The sequence below is a fragment of the Candidatus Pelagibacter sp. genome (genome assembly GCF_052049935.1).
In the GTDB taxonomy this organism is placed as follows: Bacteria; Pseudomonadota; Alphaproteobacteria; order Pelagibacterales; family Pelagibacteraceae; genus Pelagibacter.
Genome location: NZ_JBNGZA010000007.1, coordinates 26,654 through 46,099, shown reverse-complemented (window position 1 = coordinate 46,099; position 19,446 = coordinate 26,654). Strand labels below are relative to the sequence as shown.

The 19,446-nt window shown below is 29.1% G+C and carries 18 protein-coding genes; 13 read left to right on the top strand and 5 right to left on the bottom strand.

Annotated features, from left to right (window positions below; all coding sequences use genetic code 11):
* Positions 1-60: 60 nt before the first annotated feature.
* Together carA and carB are read left to right on the top strand one after the other, a co-directional pair.
* Positions 61-1,257 carry a glutamine-hydrolyzing carbamoyl-phosphate synthase small subunit gene (gene carA, locus ACTT90_RS04480; protein ID WP_440937631.1) on the top strand — a complete coding sequence of 399 codons (1,197 nt, stop codon included), beginning with the start codon at positions 61-63 and terminating at the stop codon, positions 1,255-1,257.
* Positions 1,235-4,459 (top strand): carbamoyl-phosphate synthase large subunit, encoded by a 3,225-nt coding sequence (gene carB / locus ACTT90_RS04475; protein WP_440937630.1) that lies wholly within the window; start codon positions 1,235-1,237, stop codon positions 4,457-4,459. The genes carA and carB overlap by 23 nt, the downstream gene beginning before the upstream one ends.
* Here carB and ACTT90_RS04470 read toward each other — a convergent pair.
* Positions 4,456-5,121 carry a hypothetical protein gene (locus tag ACTT90_RS04470; RefSeq protein ID WP_440937629.1) on the bottom strand — a complete coding sequence of 222 codons (666 nt, stop codon included), beginning with the start codon at positions 5,119-5,121 and terminating at the stop codon, positions 4,456-4,458. The two genes, carB and ACTT90_RS04470, sit on opposite strands and share 4 nt — an antisense overlap.
* Positions 5,108-6,058 carry a mitochondrial fission ELM1 family protein gene (locus tag ACTT90_RS04465; protein ID WP_440937628.1) on the bottom strand — a complete coding sequence of 317 codons (951 nt, stop codon included), beginning with the start codon at positions 6,056-6,058 and terminating at the stop codon, positions 5,108-5,110. The genes ACTT90_RS04470 and ACTT90_RS04465 overlap by 14 nt, the downstream gene beginning before the upstream one ends.
* A 21-nt stretch (positions 6,059-6,079) precedes the next feature.
* On the opposite strand from ACTT90_RS04465, the gene trxB reads away from it, so the two are divergent.
* On the top strand, positions 6,080-7,024 hold the full coding sequence (trxB, locus tag ACTT90_RS04460) for a thioredoxin-disulfide reductase (protein ID WP_440937627.1): 945 nt from the start codon (positions 6,080-6,082) through the stop codon (positions 7,022-7,024).
* 1 nt (position 7,025) lies between these two features.
* Here trxB and ACTT90_RS04455 read toward each other — a convergent pair whose 3' ends face one another.
* Positions 7,026-8,216 carry a pyridoxal phosphate-dependent aminotransferase gene (locus tag ACTT90_RS04455; RefSeq protein ID WP_440937626.1) on the bottom strand — a complete coding sequence of 397 codons (1,191 nt, stop codon included), beginning with the start codon at positions 8,214-8,216 and terminating at the stop codon, positions 7,026-7,028.
* Positions 8,217-8,252: 36 nt separating this feature from the next.
* Between ACTT90_RS04455 and uvrB the strand changes: the two genes are divergently transcribed.
* Genes uvrB through pgsA form a run of 5 tightly spaced genes read left to right on the top strand, consistent with a single transcriptional unit; the run spans position 8,253 to position 13,996 of the window.
* Positions 8,253-10,427: an excinuclease ABC subunit UvrB gene (uvrB, locus tag ACTT90_RS04450; RefSeq protein ID WP_440937625.1), complete on the top strand. Its 2,175-nt coding sequence runs from the start codon at positions 8,253-8,255 to the stop codon at positions 10,425-10,427.
* Positions 10,409-11,164: an SDR family oxidoreductase gene (locus ACTT90_RS04445; protein ID WP_440937624.1), complete on the top strand. Its 756-nt coding sequence runs from the start codon at positions 10,409-10,411 to the stop codon at positions 11,162-11,164. Before uvrB ends, ACTT90_RS04445 begins: the two co-directional genes overlap by 19 nt.
* Entirely contained in the window at positions 11,161-11,586 is a 426-nt protein-coding gene (locus ACTT90_RS04440) for a dihydroneopterin aldolase (RefSeq protein WP_440937623.1), read from the top strand. The genes ACTT90_RS04445 and ACTT90_RS04440 overlap by 4 nt, the downstream gene beginning before the upstream one ends.
* Positions 11,573-13,408 (top strand): excinuclease ABC subunit UvrC, encoded by a 1,836-nt coding sequence (uvrC, locus tag ACTT90_RS04435; protein WP_440937656.1) that lies wholly within the window; start codon positions 11,573-11,575, stop codon positions 13,406-13,408. Before ACTT90_RS04440 ends, uvrC begins: the two co-directional genes overlap by 14 nt.
* 3 nt (positions 13,409-13,411) lie before the next feature.
* A complete protein-coding gene (gene pgsA / locus ACTT90_RS04430) occupies positions 13,412-13,996 on the top strand; it encodes a CDP-diacylglycerol--glycerol-3-phosphate 3-phosphatidyltransferase (protein ID WP_440937622.1) in 585 nt (194 codons plus the stop codon).
* Here the strand turns inward: pgsA and ACTT90_RS04425 are convergent.
* Positions 13,993-14,874, bottom strand: a complete 882-nt coding sequence (locus tag ACTT90_RS04425; protein WP_014952771.1) for a branched-chain amino acid aminotransferase — start codon at positions 14,872-14,874, stop codon at positions 13,993-13,995. The two genes, pgsA and ACTT90_RS04425, sit on opposite strands and share 4 nt — an antisense overlap.
* 72 nt (positions 14,875-14,946) lie before the next feature.
* On the opposite strand from ACTT90_RS04425, the gene ACTT90_RS04420 reads away from it, so the two are divergent.
* Genes ACTT90_RS04420 through ACTT90_RS04410 form a run of 3 tightly spaced genes read left to right on the top strand, consistent with a single transcriptional unit; the run spans position 14,947 to position 17,354 of the window.
* Positions 14,947-15,384, top strand: a complete 438-nt coding sequence (locus tag ACTT90_RS04420; protein ID WP_014952770.1) for a MarR family winged helix-turn-helix transcriptional regulator — start codon at positions 14,947-14,949, stop codon at positions 15,382-15,384.
* Complete coding sequence (locus ACTT90_RS04415) at positions 15,377-16,054, top strand: response regulator (RefSeq protein ID WP_440937621.1); 678 nt, start codon at positions 15,377-15,379, stop codon at positions 16,052-16,054. Before ACTT90_RS04420 ends, ACTT90_RS04415 begins: the two co-directional genes overlap by 8 nt.
* Complete coding sequence (locus ACTT90_RS04410; RefSeq protein WP_440937620.1) at positions 16,035-17,354, top strand: ATP-binding protein; 1,320 nt, start codon at positions 16,035-16,037, stop codon at positions 17,352-17,354. The genes ACTT90_RS04415 and ACTT90_RS04410 overlap by 20 nt, the downstream gene beginning before the upstream one ends.
* Here ACTT90_RS04410 and ACTT90_RS04405 read toward each other — a convergent pair.
* The gene (locus tag ACTT90_RS04405) at positions 17,332-17,598 is read right to left on the bottom strand and encodes a hypothetical protein (RefSeq protein WP_440930781.1); all 267 of its coding nucleotides are present in this window, start codon (positions 17,596-17,598) and stop codon (positions 17,332-17,334) included. The genes ACTT90_RS04410 and ACTT90_RS04405 overlap by 23 nt on opposite strands.
* Before the next feature lie 43 nt (positions 17,599-17,641).
* Here ACTT90_RS04405 and lgt point away from each other — a divergent pair, with 43 nt between their 5' ends.
* On the top strand, positions 17,642-18,415 hold the full coding sequence (gene lgt, locus ACTT90_RS04400) for a prolipoprotein diacylglyceryl transferase (protein WP_440937619.1): 774 nt from the start codon (positions 17,642-17,644) through the stop codon (positions 18,413-18,415).
* A complete protein-coding gene (locus ACTT90_RS04395) occupies positions 18,402-19,445 on the top strand; it encodes an SAM-dependent methyltransferase (RefSeq protein ID WP_440937618.1) in 1,044 nt (347 codons plus the stop codon). Before lgt ends, ACTT90_RS04395 begins: the two co-directional genes overlap by 14 nt.
* The last annotated feature ends 1 nt before the right edge of the window (position 19,446 follow it).

The window sequence follows — 19,446 nt, the reverse complement described above, 5'->3', positions numbered from 1 at the left end:
TACATATCGGTTGCGATAATAATTCAATTATTGTAATTACCTTTAACTCATGAGTTGTAATTGATAAAAAAAAGAAAAAAAATTAACTCAAAAAAAATCTCAGATTTACACACAGGCGTTTTAGTTCTTGAAAATAGAAAAATATTTAAAGGTATTGGTCTAGGTTATCAAGGAACTGCAACAGGTGAGGTTTGTTTCAATACATCTCTTACTGGATATCAAGAAATAATTTCCGACCCATCATATGCGGGTCAAATAATCAATTTTACCTTCCCACACATAGGAAATGTTGGGACTAATAAAGAAGATGTTGAGTCTGATAAAATTTGGACTAGAGGAGTAATAATTAATTCAGAGATAACTGATCCATCAAATTACAGAGCGTTATCTCATTTGGATAACTGGCTTAAAAAAAATAAAATTGTTGGGATAACAGGTTTAGATACAAGGAGTTTAACTAATTTTATTAGAGATAAAGGTGCTCCAAAAGGAACAATTTCTCATTCAAAAAAAGGTAAATTTAATCTTAATAGTTTAACTAGGAACACAATTAATTGGAGTGGATTAAAAAACTTAGATCTAGCGAAAGAAGTAAGTACTAAGAAAAATTTTATCTGGAAAGGATTTAAAACATGGAAGAAAGAAGATGGATTTAAGAAAAATAATAAAAACTCTTATCATGTTATAGCTATAGATTATGGAATAAAAAAAAACATTTTAAGATATTTTTCAGATTTTAAATGTAAAGTTACTGTTGTTCCTTGTGATACTAAAGCTGATAAAATCCTAGCTCTCAAACCTAGTGGAATATTTTTATCTAATGGTCCGGGTGATCCAGCGGCTACAGGTAAATACGCAATTCAGATAATAAAAGATTTGATTAAAAAAAATTTACCAATATTTGGTATTTGTTTAGGCCATCAAATCTTAGCTTTAACGCTTGGAGGAAAAACAAAGAAAATGAAATTGGGACATAGAGGAGCAAACCACCCAGTTAAAAATCTTATTCATGATAAAGTAGAAATCACAAGTCAAAATCATGGTTTTGAAGTTATAAAAGAAAGTTTACCCAAAAATATAGAAGTAACTCACAAATCTTTATTTGATAACTCAATTGAAGGAATAAAATTAAAAAACAAACCAATTTTTTCTGTTCAATACCATCCTGAATCTAATCCTGGTCCACAAGATAGTGTTTATCTATTTCAAGAATTTATTAACTCAATGAAAAAAAATGCCAAAAAGAAAAGATATTAAAAAAATATTAGTTGTAGGAGCAGGTCCAATTATCATTGGTCAAGCATGTGAATTTGATTATTCAGGAACTCAAGCTTGTAAAGCATTAAGAGATGAGGGTTATAAAGTAATATTAATCAACTCAAATCCAGCAACAATTATGACTGATCCAGATGTTGCTGACAAAACTTATATAGAACCGATTACTTTAGAAGTTTTAGAAAAAATTCTTAAAAAAGAAAAACCAGATGCAATTTTACCAACAATGGGAGGTCAAACAGCTCTTAATCTTGCAATGGATGCGGAAAAAAAAGGAATTCTTAAAAAATATAAAATTGAACTAATAGGAGCAAATTCAAAAGCTATTTCAAATGCTGAAGATAGAAAAAAGTTTAGAAAAAATATGTTAGATATTGGTTTGGACTTACCAAAGTCACAAATCGTAAATAACATTAAACAAGCATCAAAAGCTTTAAAACAAATTGGTTTACCTGCAATAATTAGACCCGCTTTTACTCTTGGTGGTCTTGGTGGTGGTATAGCTAGAACAAAAAAAGATTATATCAAAATTGTATCTAATGGTCTGCATGAGTCACCTGTAAGCCAAGTTTTAGTAGAAGAATGCTTACAAGGATGGAAAGAATTTGAAATGGAAGTTGTTAGAGATAGAAAAGACAACTGCATTATTATTTGTTCAATTGAAAATATTGATCCAATGGGAATTCACACAGGGGATTCTGTTACAGTTGCCCCTGCTCTGACATTGACTGATAAAGAGTATCAGGTGATGAGAAATGCTTCCATTGCATGCTTGAGAAAAATAGGAGTTGAAACAGGTGGGTCTAATGTTCAGTTTGCAATCAATCCTAAAAATGGACGAATGGTTGTAATAGAAATGAATCCTAGGGTTTCTAGATCATCTGCATTAGCCTCTAAAGCAACAGGTTTTCCAATTGCTAAAGTTGCAGCTAAACTTGCTGTTGGTTACACATTAGATGAATTAAAAAACGAAATAACGAAAGTTACACCAGCTTCATTTGAACCAAGTATTGATTATGTTGTAACTAAAATTCCAAGATTTACTTTTGAGAAATTTCAAACATCACCAGCTGAACTTGGTACATCTATGAAATCTGTTGGTGAAGCAATGGCCATTGGAAGAAACTTCAAGGAATCTTTGCAAAAAGCATTGGTATCTTTAGAGACAGGGTTTTCTGGTTTGGATAGAATTTTTGATTTAAATAAAAGCCAAATTGAGAAAAAATTAAAAGAAAATATTCCAAATAAAATACTCTTAATTGCTGAAGCAATTAGAAAAAAAATTAATCTTAAAAAAATTTACAATTTATCAAAAGTTGATCCTTGGTTTCTAGAGCAAATAAAAGAAATTGTTGATAATGAAAATAAAATTAAAAATAAAGGATTACCAAAAAATTTTGAAGAATTTAATAAAATAAAATCAATTGGATTTTCAGATAAGAAATTGTCTGAGCTTACAAATACTTCAGAAGATATAATAAGAAAAAGAAGATCGGCCCTAAAAGTATTACCGGTATACAAAAAAGTTGATACATGTGCGGCAGAATTTAAATCATTTACGCCATATATGTATTCTACTTATCAAAGAAATTTTTCTTTAAATACTGAGTGCGAAGCTGATCCATCTTCAAAGAAAAAAATTGTTATTCTTGGAGGAGGACCTAATAGAATAGGACAAGGTATCGAATTTGATTATTGCTGTTGTCAGGCAAGCTTCTCATTAAAAGACGCTGGTTTTGAAACCATAATGGTGAATTGTAATCCAGAAACTGTTTCAACAGATTATGATACTAGTGATAGATTATATTTTGAGCCTCTTAAAGAAGAGTATGTATTTAATATAATCAAAAAAGAACAAGAGAATGGTAATTTAATTGGGGTTATAGCTCAATTTGGCGGTCAGACACCGATTAAATTAGCAAAATTTTTACACGATAACAAATTACCAATTTTAGGTACACAATACTCCTCAATAGACTTAGCTGAAGATAGAGATAGATTTAGAAATCTATTAAACAAACTGGACTTAAAACAAGCTGAAAGCGGTATAGCTAAAACATATAATCAAGCAATTCAAATCGCAGAAAAAATTGGTCTTCCTTTGATGGTTAGACCTTCATATGTTTTAGGTGGAAGGGCTATGGAGATTGTTCATGACAAAAGTCAGTTAAAAAATTTTGTATTAGAAGCATTTAAAGCTGCAGAAAATAATCCAATATTAATTGATAAGTTCTTAGATCATGCAATGGAAGTTGATGTTGACGCTCTTTCAGATGGTAAAGAAGTTTATGTAGCTGGAATAATGCAACACATAGAGGAAGCAGGAATTCATTCTGGTGACTCCGCTTGCTGTTTGCCTCCTGTTTCAATTAAACCTTATTTGGTTAAAGAAATTGAAAATCAAACTAAAAAATTAGCTTTAGCGCTCAAAATAAAAGGTTTCATGAATATTCAGTTTGCAATTAAAAAAGATGAAATTTATGTAATCGAAGTTAATCCAAGAGCTAGCAGAACTGTTCCATTCGTATCAAAAGCAAAAGGATTGCCATTAGCAAAAATAGCCTCAAGAGTTATGGCTGGTGAACAATTATCTAAATTTTCATTGAAAGAAAAAACTAAAAATATGTACGCAGTTAAAGAGGCTGTTTTCCCATTTAATAAATTTCCTCAAAGCGATGTGCTTCTTGGTCCAGAAATGAAATCAACCGGTGAAGTGATGGGATTTGATAAAGACTTTGGTATCGCATATGCAAAAAGCCAAATATCAGCATACAATTCTTTACCTACAAAAGGATTGGCATTTATATCACTTAAAAACTCACACAAAGATGAAGGTATTGAACTTGCTAAGGAACTAATAAAATTAAACTTTACGTTATGCGCAACAAAAGGAACTGCAGAGTACATAAGAAAATTTGGAATGAAATGTAAAATTATCAATAAAGTTAGTAGTGGAAGACCTCATATTGTTGATGTTTTGGACTCTAAAAAAATAGCTTTAGTAATCAATACTGGAGGAGGAAACAGTGAACATAGATTAAATGATGCGATTGCACTAAGAAGAGCTACATTAAAAAATAAAGTTCCTTACTGCACAAATATGTCTACCGCAATGGCTTGTCTACAAGGAATAAAATCTCTTAAAACAAAAAAATTAGAAGTTAATTCTCTTCAAGATATTTAACTATTTACTTTCCAATCTGTTGGAAAAGTTACATAATTTACTTGAACACATCTTCTTTCTTTAACAATTTTTTTCTTTTCCATTCCATGCCAAGTATTAGGTCCACTTGTAAACATGTATCCATAATTATGTTTATACGGAACTGTTTTTACTTTTTCTAATTTTTCATTATAAAAATCTGTTCCAAGATCTTCAGACTCATTTACATTATTAACAAAAATTAATCCTGAGAGTAATTTTTCTTTGATATCACAGTGTGGTTTAAGCCAAAATCCCTCCCTATCACAAATTACTTCAACTCTAACATAAGAATTTGATAAATCTTTATTTATCATTTTTGAAATAGTTTCATGAGTTTCTTTGGACTGAAGCTCATTAATAAATTCAACTAAGTTTGGAAACTCTTTTGCATTTTCTTTAGTTATAAAACATCTAAACTTTATAGCCTTTCCTCCTGAGGCGATCCCTTCTCTAAATTCTGCTGCACCACCATCGATAGCTCTTGTTCCATCATAATTCAAATTATGCTTAGTAACATCTGGGATATCTGCTTCTACTATTTCTTTAATAGCTCCATCACTTAGAGCATTATCATACTCCCAATGATCAAACGGAAATTCATGTTTTTTTGAATGATTTTTAATTGAGTTAAGAAAAGTCATAATTAGTTAGTTGTTCTTTTATATAACTTGATATTCTATCAGTTTCACTAAGTTTATCATAACTCCAATCTTCTACAGTATTATTAAGATCTTTAATAATTTTCATTGATTTAAATAGTTCAAAGAATTTTTTAAATCTGTAATTACTTTTAATTGGTTTCATTTGAGCCACATAAATTGGTTTGCCAGTCATAGCAGACTCTGAAATCATAGAGGTAGAATCGCATGTAACAACTATATGATCGGCTAATTTTAAAGAAGATAAGTAGGCTTTCTTATCTACGGTATCTACAATTACTTGATTTTTATCAAAATAGTTTTTTGCAATCTCAACTATATTTTTTGGTGTTCTCATAGATGGTATCAATATTAATTGGTAACCATTTTGAATGAAGTTTTTTTCTATTTTTGCAAAAATATTTGCAATTTCTAATTTATCATAATTATAATATTTATTTGGTCCACCCACTATTAAAGTAACTAATTTATCTTTTTTAATTCTATCTTTTAAATAATGCTCATTTTCATCAAGTTCTTTGTGTCTTAAGTAATGAATTGCTCCTTTACTTGTTATTACATTTCTACCTATCAAACCATCATGTTCTGGTGCAATAATGTAATCGAAATTACTTAATGAAACTTTTGGATCTTGAATGTGAATATTCATTATCTTGTTTCCAAATTTTTTTTTTAAAAATATTGATGGAATCACACTTTTTCTTCCACATGAAATAACAATATTGAAATTTTGATCTATTTTATTTTTGAAAACAAAGTCCTTCACAGGAGTTAGGCTTGGTGGAATAAGCTTCCAAAAAGAACTCAATTCAATTTTCTCGTGTGTAAAATCTAAGTCTAAAGCTTTAGCAAGGCCTTCAACTTGACTTATCATTCCATGCATGCCTTCAGTTAATAATAAGCCTTTTAATTTTGTCATTTATAACTATATAGCTCTCATATGAATGAAAATCCAATTAAACACACAAAAGTATTAATTATAGGTTCTGGCCCTGCAGGATATACTGCAGCTGTATATGCGGCTAGAGCGATGTTGAAACCAATTTTAGTATATGGGGCTCAACCAGGTGGGCAATTAACAACAACTACAGACGTTGAAAACTTCCCAGGCTTTGCGGATGTAATCCAAGGTCCTTGGTTGATGGATCAAATGAAAGATCAAGCAAAAGCTGTTGGTACAGAAATGATTGAAGATCATATTTCTTCAGTAAATTTAAAATCTACTCCATTTGAAGCTATTGGTGATAGTGGTCAAAAATATACTGCAGACAGTATAATTATATCTACTGGTGCACAAGCAAGATGGCTAAACTTAGATTCAGAACAAGAGTTTAGAGGTTTTGGTGTTTCGGCTTGCGCAACATGTGATGGTTTCTTTTTTAAAGATAAAGAAGTTGCAGTTGTTGGTGGTGGTAACGCTGCTGTCGAAGAAGCAATGTTCCTAACTAAATTTGCATCAAAAGTAAAATTAATTCACAGAAGAGATACATTAAGAGCTGAAAAAATGCTCCAACAAAAATTGATGGAAAATAAAAAAATAGAAGTAATTTGGGATTCTGTTGTTGAAGATGTAATTGGTGATAATGAACCAAAAAATGTAAAAGGAATTAAAGTTAAAAACCTAAAAACGAATAATGTTGAAGAAATGAAATTAGATGGCTTATTTATCGCAATTGGCCATGACCCAGCAACACAACTATTCAAAGAGCAACTTGAAATGGATAAAGAAGGTTATTTAATTACCAAACCAGATTCTACTGAAACAAACATACCAGGAGTTTATGCTGCTGGAGATGTTAAAGACAAAACTTTCAGACAAGCTGTAACTGCGGCTGGAATGGGTTGTATGGCGGCTCTGGAAGCTGAGAAATTCTTATCTCACTAAACTATTTATTAAGGCTTTCACAAAAAGATTTAATTCTGCTCATTGCTTTTTGTAAGTTCTTCATAGATGTTGCATAAGAAATCCTAAAATAACCATCTAACCCAAATGCTGAACCTTGAACAACTGCAACATTAGATTTTTCTAGTAATTTTTGAACAAATTCAGTATCTGTTTTTAACCCTGTCTTTTTATTCAATAATCCCTTGCAACTAGGGAAAACATAAAAAGCCCCTTCAGGTGTTAAACAATTTATTCCATCAATATCATTTAAGCTTTTCACCACAAAATCTCTTCTTTCCTTAAACGCTTTTGATCTTTTTTTTATAAAACCTTGGTTACCGTTTAGTGCTTCAACAGCTGCAGCCTGGCTAATAGAAGAAGGATTTGAAGTAGATTGTGATTGAATTTTTCCAACAGCTTTAATTATATCTTTTGGACCAGCCGCATAACCTATTCTCCAACCAGTCATTGCATAAGATTTACTTACACCATTCATTGTTAAGGTTCTATCTTTTAATTGAGGAATCTGTGCAATTGTAAAAAAGTTGAAATTATCATACTTGATATGTTCATAGATATCATCACTTAAAATATGAACTTTTTTATTTTTGACTAAAACTTTTGCCAAATTTTGAATTTCTTTTTTTGTATAACCAGCACCAGTTGGATTAGAAGGTGAATTTAAAATTAACCATTTTGTTTTCTTTGTAATTGCTTTTTTAAGTTTACTAGGAGTAAGCTTAAATCCTTCTTGCTCAGTACATTTAACTATTTTTGGTTTTCCACCTGCTAATAAAACCATATCAGGATAAGAAACCCAAAAAGGTGCAGGAATAATTACTTCATCACCTTTATTAAGGGTTGCCATAAAGGCATTATATAAAACTTGTTTTCCACCAGTTCCAACAGTGATTTGATCAGTAGTATAGTTGATTTTATTTTCTCTTTTAAACTTATCTACAATAGCTTTTTTTAATGCTGGAGTTCCATCTACTGCTGTATATTTAGTGTCTCCACTTTTTATTGCCTTTATCGCTGCATTCTTAATATTGTCTGGTGTATCAAAATCAGGCTCACCTGCACCAAGACCTATCACATCTTTACCAGCCGCTCTTAATTCTCTTGCTTTCTGAGTAACAGCTATAGTTGGGGATGGTTTAATTCTTTTTAAACTGTCTGATATTATACTCATTGAAATATTAATTAATTTTACTACCTTCTTTAATATATGGAAAATACATATCAAGATTTAATTACAGATATTCAAAGTAAAAACCCGAAAATCAGTGGAAAACTTGAAGGTGGAAAAAAATTCAAAATTAAATCTGATTTTAAACCTGCGGGCGACCAACCAGAAGCAATAAAAAAACTTGTTAATGGAGCAAACAAAGAGGAATTTAATCAAGTATTGTTAGGCGTTACTGGATCTGGAAAAACCTTTACAATGGCAAAAGTAATTGAAGCTACCAATAGACCAGCATTAATTTTAGCACCTAACAAAACTTTAGCTGCCCAACTTTATGGGGAAATGAAAACTTTCTTTCCAGATAACGCTGTTGAATATTTTGTCTCTTACTATGATTACTACACACCAGAAGCATATGTGCCAAGATCAGATACTTACATTGAAAAAGAAGCCTCTATTAATGAACAGATAGATAGAATGAGACACTCAGCAACGAGATCTCTTTTGGAGAGAGATGATGTGTTAATTGTTGCAAGTGTATCTTGTATTTATGGATTAGGCTCGGTTGAAGCATATAGTAAAATGACTTTAACTCTTCAAAAGAATTACGATTACAACAGAGAACAATTAATTAAATCATTAGTTGCTCTTCAATATAAAAGGAATGATCAAAATTTTTACAGAGGGACCTTTAGAGCAAGAGGAGAGTATCTTGAAATATTCCCTTCTCACTTAGAAGATAGAGCATGGAGACTAAGTTTATTTGGAGATAAGTTAGAACAAATCGAAGAATTTGATCCATTAACTGGTGACAAAGTTAGAGATCTAAACTTAGTTAAAGTGTATGCAAATAGTCATTACATAACTCCTAAACCAACAATAGAGCAAGCTATTATAAATATTAAGAGAGAATTAGAAGTAACTTTAAAAAAACATAGATCTGAAAATAAACTTCTAGAAGCACAAAGATTAGAAGAAAGAACTAAATTTGATTTAGAAATGATTGAAGCAACAGGGTCTTGTGCAGGTATTGAAAACTACTCTAGATTTTTATCAGGTAGAAAACCAGGAGAACCACCACCTACACTTTTTGAATATTTTCCAGATAATACATTAATCTTTGTTGATGAGTGTCACGTAACAGTTCCTCAACTTAATGGTATGTACAAAGGTGATAGATCAAGAAAAAGTACATTAGCAGAATATGGTTTTAGACTTCCTTCATGTATGGATAACAGACCACTAAAATTCGAAGAATGGGATTTAATGAGAACTCAAACTGTTTTTGTGTCTGCAACACCAGGTCCTTGGGAACTTGAACAAACAAAAGGTAAATTTATTGACCAAGTGATAAGGCCAACTGGACTGATTGATCCACCTGTTGAAATAAGACCAGCAAAAAATCAAGTGGATGACTTAATGCATGAATGCAAACAAGTTATAGAAAACAATCATAGAGTTTTAGTCACCACCCTTACAAAAAAAATGGCAGAAGATTTAACTGAATACCTGCACGAAAATGGAATAAAAGTTAGGTATCTTCACTCAGATATTGATACGCTTGAAAGAATAGAAATCATGCGAGACCTAAGAATGGGGGTTTTTGATGTGCTTGTTGGTATTAATTTATTAAGAGAAGGATTAGACATACCAGAATGTGCATTAGTTGGAATATTAGATGCTGACAAAGAAGGATTTTTAAGATCTGAAACTTCTTTAATTCAAACTATTGGAAGAGCTGCAAGAAATGTTGATGGTAAGGTTGTTTTATACGCTGACAAAGAAACCAAAAGTATAAAAAAAGCTATACAAGAAACTGAGAGAAGGCGAAAAATTCAACTTGCATATAATAAAAAACATAAAATTGATGCTAAATCTGTAAAAAAAGAAATTAGTGACATATTAGAAAGTGTTTATGAAAAAGATTATGTAAAAATAAGTGAAGGCTCAAATGTTGGTGGAAACTTAAAAAAACATTTAAAAGCTCTTGATAAAAAAATGAAAGAAGCAGCATCTAATTTAGAGTTTGAAGAAGCAGCAAAAATTAGAGATGAAATTAGAAAACTAGAAAGTACAGAGCTAGAAATAACTCTTAATCCAAAAATCAGGCAATATGATGTAAAAAATAAACTTTATCCAAAAGGTAGATCAACATTAGGTATGCCTGGAACTAAAGTTACAAAAAAAAGAGATAAAAAATGGAAGCACGGAAAATAATTATTACAGGTGGCGCTACAAGAATTGGGGCAGCTATAGCAAGAACATTATCTGGTCCAAATAAAGAAATATTAATTCATTTTAATAAGTCAAAAACAAAAGCTGAAATATTAAAAAAGCAATTAGAGAAGAATAATACAAAAGTCTACTTAGTAAAAGGTGATCTGAGTAAAGAAAAAGATATTAATAAAATATTAAAGTTTGCAAAATCGAAATTAAAATACTTTGATTGTCTTATTAATAATGCTTCATTATTTGAGAATGACAAATTAGATAATTTCACAAAAAATAGTTGGGATAATCACATTAATACTAACTTAAAAGCACCTGCATTATTATCAAAAGGGTTTAGTAAAAATATTAAAAAGGGGAATAACAATATTATTAATATCATTGATCAAAGAGTATTTAAACTTACTCCATTCTTTTTTTCTTATACTTTAAGTAAAACAGGTCTTTATACTTTAACCAAAACTAGCGCTATGAGTCTTTCACCTGATGTAAGAGTAAATGGAATTGCGCCAGGGCCAACTATAAAAAATATCAGACAATCAGAAAAACACTTCAAAAAACAATATTTAGCAACACCTCTCAAAAGACAAGTAGATGTTAATGAGATTTGTAATGCTGTTGACTTTTTTATCAAAAATAGATCTATTACAGGTCAAGTATTAGCTATTGATAGTGGACAAAATATGAATTGGAAAACTCCAGATATAATCGGGACAAAAGAATGAAAAAGAATAACTTAAAATTAGTTAAAATTAATAAAACAAAAAATCTTTTCAATTATGAAAAGAAAATTTTAATTAATGAATTAATTTTAGATTTAAAATTAGGTTATTATGACTTCGAAAAAGAAAAATCTCAAAAAGTCAAATTTAGCCTTGAAATAGATTATGAGGACAAAAAACCTACAAATGATAAAGATATTAAATCAATTGTAAATTACGGCACGATTGTAAAATTAATTACAAAACTAGTTAAAAAGAAACATTACAATTTCTTAGAAACATTAGCAGAAGCAGTTTTTGATGAATTATTCAAAGATAAAAGAATTGCAAAGATAATGTTAAAAATTGAAAAATTGGAAATCCTTAAAGAATGCTCTTCAGTTGGTATTCAAATTACCAAAAAAAGAAGTCATGATAAGTTCTGATATAGGTAAGGAAGTCATTAAAAAAGAGCTTCCTTTAATTCCAAAGTTGCCTGGTGTTTACAGAATGCTAAATGATAAAGAAGAAATTCTTTATGTTGGAAAAGCAAAAAATTTACCAAATAGATTAAAAAGTTATGTTGCAGAAAAAAATCACATAATTAGAACTGAAAGAATGTTATCTCAAACGAGGAAATTGGAGATAACAACTACTTCTAATGAGAGTGAAGCCTTATTGTTAGAAGCCAACTTAATCAAAAAACATAAACCAAGATTTAATATTTTATTAAGAGACGATAAATCTTTTCCTTTTATTTATATTGGTAACAAAGAAAAATGGTCTCAAATTAAAAGACATAGAGGTAAGAAAACTAAAGAAGGATTCTATTTTGGACCTTTTGCTTCTGCTGGTTCTGCAAATTGGACTATCAAAATGATACAAAAAATATTTCATTTAAGAGTTTGTGATGACACAGTTTTTAAAAATAGAGAGAGACCATGTATATTGTATCAAATTAAAAGATGTTCTGGTCCTTGTGTTGGATATATAAAAGAAGATGACTACAAACAAACGGTCAATGATGCTATTGAGTTTGTTTCAGGAAAATCTCGAAAAATTCAAAAAAATCTTTCTGATCAAATGGAAAAGGCAAGTGAAGAACTAGATTTTGAAAAAGCAGCTATTTTAAGAGATAGAATAAAATCTCTAAATATAATTCAATCATCTCAAAGAGTTAATGAAGCAAATTTAGTCGAAGCAGATGTAATTGCTGGTTATAAAGAATCCGGTAAAACTTGTATTCAGGTATTTTTTTATAGGTCTAAACAAAATTGGGGCAATCAAGCATTTTTTCCCAAGCATGATCCAGATGAAAGTCTGAATGAAATAATTAATTCATTTGTTTCTCAATTTTACGAAAATAAAAGTGTTCCATCGTCAATTATACTGTCAGAAGAAATTAAAGAGAAAACTTTAATTGAAAAAACTTTAACGCAAAAAGAAAATAAACAAATTACGATTTCTGTGGCTAAAAAAGGTTCTAAGTTAAAAGTTATTCATCAAGCAATTAAAAATGCTAAAGATAGTTTAAATAGAAAACTATATGAAAGTCAAAATAATAAAGATCTTTTTGACTCAGTTGCTAAAAAATTTAATTTGGAAACAAATGTAAGTTTGATTGAAGTGTATGATAACAGTCATATTCAAGGCACAAACAGCGTTGGAGCTTTAATTACTTATGGAGAAGAAGGTTTTATCAAAAAAAGATATAGAAAATTCAATATTAAAACCAAAGGTAATGAACAAGATGATTATGGAATGATGAGAGAAGTATTGAATAGAAGATTTAAAAAAGCAGTGCAAGAAAAAGACAATTATTTATCATTTCCAGATCTAGTGATGGTTGATGGGGGTAAGGGCCAATATTCAGTGGCTCGAGAGACTCTGAACGAATTAGGTCTTCATGACATTCCATTAATTGCTATTGCTAAAGGTAAAATGAGAAATAGCGGAAATGAAACATTCTTTCATAATGGTAAAGAATATAAATTTACTAGAAATGACCCTACTCTTTTTTTCTTACAAAGAATTAGAGATGAGTCTCATAGATTTGCAATAAGTGCTCATAGAGCTAAAAGGAAAAAAGGGATAAGCAAGTCTCTTTTAGATCAAATTGAGGGTATTGGATCAATAAGAAAAAGAGCTTTATTAAATCACTTTGGCTCTGCAAGAGCAGTTGAATCTGCTAGTTTAGATGAAATCAAATCAGTTGAAGGAGTTGAGGAAAAAGTTGCCAAAAAGATATATAACTTTTTTCACGAATAAAAAATGTTAAAAAAAATTCCTAACATACTTACAATTGGAAGAATAATAATTGTTCCTTTTTTTGTTATTGCTTTTTTTCTACCAGGTTTTTATGGTGATATAATTGCTTTAGTCCTATTTATTGTTGCCTCTTTTACAGATTTTTTAGATGGAATGCTTGCAAGAATGATGGAGCAAGAGTCTAAACTTGGTGAATTATTAGATCCAATAGCTGATAAAATTATAGTTGCTGCAGCGCTTATTTTATTAGTGATGAATGGAACTATAAAAAACTACGAGGTAATTGCAGCAATAATAATTCTAACTAGAGAAATTCTTGTATCTGGTTTAAGAGAATTTCTTGCTAAGGGAAGAATAAAACTGCCTGTTTCAAACTTATCAAAATTAAAAACTGTACTTCAAATGGTTTCAATTGGTCTTTTATTGTCTGGTAAAACTGGAAACAAAATTATAAATTTTCAAGATTATAATGCTCAAACAATTGGGATAATTCTTTTATGGTTATCAGCCTTTTTAACTTTATATACTGGTTATGAATATCTTAGAAAAGGTATAGACCACGCTATATCGGAAGATAGCAAAAATTAAGCTGCTTTTTTCTTTCTCACCAAAGATTGATAGCTTTCATTTAAGTCAATAATAGTATCACAGACTTTAAATTTGTTGTCAGCAATACAAGAAACTGGAGTTACCTCAGCCGCAGTTCCTGTAAGAAAACAACCTACAAAATCTTTCAGTTCATTAGGGCTAATTTTTCTCTCATTTACTTTAATGTTCTTTGATCTAGCAATATCAATCACTGTTCTTCTTGTTATTCCATCTAAAAAAGAATCTGGAACTGGTGTGTGCAATTCTCCATTTTTATCTTTAAAAAAAATGTTAGCTCCTGTCGCCTCTGCAATATTACCCTCATGATCTAACATCAAAGAGTCAGTGTAACCATCTTTTTCTGCCTCATGTTTTGATAAAGTACAAATCATATATAACCCCGCAGCCTTTGTATCCCAAGGTATTGTATTTGGAGCAGGTCTTCTCCATTTAGAAATATTTAATTTTATACCCTCAACTTTTAGTTTCGGGTCAAAGTAAGATCCCCATTCCCAGGTAGCAATTGCAACATGGATTTTCGTCTGTTGTGCTGAAATTGCCATCATCTCACTTCCTCTCCAAGCCACTGGTCTAACATATCCATTTTCTACTTTTTGAGTTGCAATGATTTTTTTAGATGCCAAATTAATTTCTTCTTCACTATAAGGTATTTCAAAACCCATTCTTTTCGCAGAATAAAAAAAACGAGAAGTATGTTCTTCTAGCTTAAAGATAGAGCCATCATAAACTCTTTCTCCTTCGAAAACACAGCTCCCGTAATGTAAACCATGACTTAGAACATGAACTTTTACATCAGTCCAATCTACAAGTTCGCCATTATACCAAATTTTTCCGTCTCTTTTATCGTAGGGTATCATGTAAGAAAATTTATTTTAATTTAATTGAAAATTATCTTTGTATCTTCAATATGTCAATATAACTTACCCATAATGAAAGAATTACTTTATTTAAAAGACGATCAATTAAAAGATCTTATAGAGAAACTTTTCATTGCATACAGAGACACTTTTGCAGATCCTAAAAAGATATTGGATAAGCACTCAATTGGAATAGCTCATCATAAAGTTATACACCTGTTGTCAATGTATGAGGGTATTTCAATTTCTGAATTATTACAAAAATTAAAAGTAACAAAACAAAGCTTAAATAGAGTTCTTAAAGATCTGACAAAACTTGAAGTAATTAGATTTGAAAAAGATGAAAAAGATACCAGGGTTAAACACGTATATTTAGATGAAAAGGGAAAGAAATTATTTAAAGAAATTTTTGAAATTCAAAAAAAACGTATTTATGCCGCTTTATTGAGTTCTAAATCAGAAGAAGTAATTAACTTTGATAATGTTTTAAAGAAAATAATTAATGGATAATTTTCTAGCTCATATTTTGGTTGTTGACGATGATGACGGCATAAGGGATTTGGTCAAGAAGTATCTTAATGAAAATAACTTTTTAGTTACTACATCAAATAGTGCTGAAAATGCATCAGAAAAAATCAAAATTGTTAAATTTGATATCATTGTCTTGGATATAATGATGCCTGGAAAAAATGGCTTAGAGTTTATTGAAGAACACAAAAGTACTATTAAAACACCAATAATACTTTTGACTGCCAAAGGTGATGCAGATGAACGTGTGGCAGGTCTTGAAATTGGAGCTGATGATTATTTACCAAAACCATTTGAGCCAAGAGAATTAGTACTAAGAATTAAAAATATTTTAAATAAAACTAAAACTATTGAACAGAAAAGAATTGTAGAATTCTCAAATATCAAAATTGATTTAAATAAATTGCTAATACATAAAGAAAGTGAAGAATTCAAAATAAACAATACAGAAAAAATTATTTTAGAAAAAATGATAAATAACCCAGGAAAAACTTTTTCTAGAGAAGATATTGGAAAGTTGATCAATATAGATAAGGAAAGATCTGTAGATGTAATTATTACAAGATTAAGAAAAAAAATTGAATTAGATCCAAAAAATCCAAAATTTTTACAAACATTAAGAGGTAGTGGTTATGTTTTATGGATTGAATAAGTTTGTAAAAAATCTATTACCTAAAAGATTATTTTATAGAGCACTTTTAATTGTAGCTACTCCAGTAATCTTATTGCAGTTAGTTGTTACAATTGTATTTTTTGATAGCCTTTGGATTAAAACTAATAAGGGTCTTACAAGAGCGTTGGTTAGTGAAATTGATACATTCATTGTTGCTTATGATAATGAAGATAACGATAAAGAATATTTAATAGACCTATTTTCAATTTATTTAGATCTAAATATTAAATTTATTGAGGATGAAGAATTTGATTTCAAAATAAATGAAAGATGGTTTAGTCCTTTAGATAGATCTTTAAGACGAGAATTAAAATCAAGTATAGGAAATCAAAAATTTTGGTTCAGCACAACTGATTATTTAGAATTAATCAATGTTCGAATAAAATATAAGAATGGATATTTTGAATTTTTATTTCCCAAAGATAGAGTATCAAATTCTTCTGCAAGATTGTTTGGTTTATGGATAACAGTCCCAGCTATAGTTTTAATCGTAATAGCTATGATTTTTTTAAAAAATCAAACTAGACCTATTACAAATTTAGCAAGAGCTGCTGAAAAATTTGGTCGTGGTGAAGACGTTGATGAGTACAGACCATCAGGTTCTTTAGAAATTCGACAAGCTGGATATGAATTTGAAAAAATGAGAAAAAGAATTCAAAGACATCTCAACCAAAGATCAGAAATGCTCTCAGGTATAAGTCATGATTTAAGAACACCATTAACAAGAATGAAATTGCAACTTGCATTCATTAAGGATCAAGAAATTTCATCAAAACTTAGTGAAGATATAAATGAGATGGAAAAAATGCTTAATGAGTATTTACAATTTACAAGCTCAAATTTTTCAGAAAAAAATGAGATATTTAATATTTCCTTACTAATGGATGAGATTATTCATAAATACGAAAATAAAAATATTTCAAAAGATATAATTGGTGAAATTTATATAAATGGAAGAAAAAATTTATTAAGAAGATGTTTCAATAATATTATAGATAATGCTATTAAATATGGATCAAAAGTAGATGTTTCATTATCTAAAAAAAGTAAAAATCTGTTTATAATTATTGGAGATGATGGTCCAGGTATACCAGAGGCAGAGTACAATAATGTATTTAAACCATTTTATAAAATTGATAAAGGAAGAGCGGAAGCAAAATCTAGTGTTGGCTTAGGCTTATCAATTGCCTCTGATATAATAAGATCTCATGGGGGCTATATTAGATTGAACAAATCTAAATTAAATGGGCTAGAAGTTAAGATTTTTTTACCCGTTTAATTTTTTTTTTAACAACAGTTTTAGTCTTAGTTTGTTTTAATTTTGCTATCTTATTTTCTAGGTTTTCAACCCTTTTTGCTAAAACTTCAAATTCATCTTTGCTAGTTAATTTCATTTTGAAAACAATCTCATCTCTTTTAGATCTAAGTATATTGAAAATCTCATTGCCTAAATCTTTAGAGGTTATTAAGCCTTTTTCAAAAACTTCGGATAATTTATCAAAAACAAATTTTGAATTTTTCATAATTTTATTTAATATTAAAAATAACTTATAATCATTTAACTAAATGTTCATTAATAATTTTGACCCAGTTGCATTTACAATCCTGTCTTTAGAAATAAGATGGTATTCCTTAGCTTATATTTTTGGAATTTTAATTGGATGGTATCTTGGTAAGAAATTCTTTATTGATAATGACAAAATAAAGGAAGCTTTTGATGATTATATCACTTATGTAATCGTTGGAATTATTCTTGGAGGAAGATTGGGTTACGTTTTTTTCTATGACTTTAGTTATTTTTTCAATAATCCACTAGAGATTTTTCAAATATGGAATGGGGGAATGTCATTTCATGGGGGTCTACTTGGTGTAATACTTGCGTCAATATTATTTTCAAAATCAAAAAATTTAGATGTTTTTGAATTTCTTGATGTGATAGCAATTGTGACACCGGTTGGATTATTTTTAGGAAGAATTGCTAATTTTATAAATTCAGAACTTTATGGAAAAGCTGCAGAAGTAATTTGGTCTGTTAAGTTTTTAAAAGTAGATGAAATTTATAGACACCCCTCCCAATTGTACGAAGCATTTCTTGAAGGAATAGTATTATTTGTAATTTTAATATTTGTTAAAAAAAGATCAAAAAATTTAAATCCAGGGTATATTTCTGGAATATTTTTAATCTTTTATTCTATATTTAGATTTATTTGTGAATTTTATAGAGTACCTGATGAACAAATTGGATATCTGCTCTTAAATCTAACCTTGGGTCAAATTATTAGTATAATTTTCTTAGCAATTGGAATTACAATTTTTTCTTTAAAAAATGAAAAAAAATAAAAGCAAAGTATTATCTTTAGATAATTTTATTGATTATGCTCTTTATGACAAAAAGAAAGGATATTACATAAAAAAAAACCCATTTGGAAAAAATGGAGATTTTATAACTGCTCCAAATATTTCTATTCTATTTTCTGAAATGATTTCTATTTGGTTAGTTTCATATTGGAATCATCTAAATCAGCCGAAAAAAATTGATATAATTGAATTAGGTGCTGGTAATGGGGCACTCATGAAAGGAATAATAAATACATTAAAAAATTTTCCTAATTTTTATAATTCTTGTAATTTTTTAATATATGAAAAAAGCAAAACTTTGATTGATATTCAAAAAAAAAATATTTCTTCACAAAAAATCTCTTGGAAAAAGAAATTAGAATTTAAAAAAAAAAATCCTATAATATTTATCGCTAATGAATTTTTTGATGCTTTACCGATAAAACATCTAACTAAAATCAAAACTGATTGGTATGAGAAATATGTAGAAATTTTACAAAATAAAGGGGAAATTAGACAAAAAAAAATAGACATTAAAAAGTACAAAAAAGACTTGTTTTCTGAAATCATAAAAAAACAAAAGTTTATTGAGTATTCTCCTCTCTCCTTAAAATATTTAAGAGATATAGGAAAAATTATTAATAAAAATGATGGTGGTTTATTGTTATTTGATTATGGATATTCAGAAAATAAATTTAAAGATACTCTTCAAGCTATTCAAAATCATAAATATGCCAACATTTTAGATAATATTGGCAATAGAGATATCACTTATAATTTGAACTTTTACTTTCTTAAAAAATTTATACGAAGTTTAAAAAAACTAAAAAGTATTTACATCAATCAGAGAAACTTTCTTTTAAATATGGGAATAATGCAAAGAGCTGAAATTATTTCTAAAAAACTTCAATTTTCAAAGAAAGCAGATTTATTTTATAGAGTTGGTAGACTAATTGATGAAGATAAAATGGGTTCTTTGTTTAAAGTAATGTTTGTAACAAAAAAAAATAATTCATTTAAGGTAGGTTTTTAAA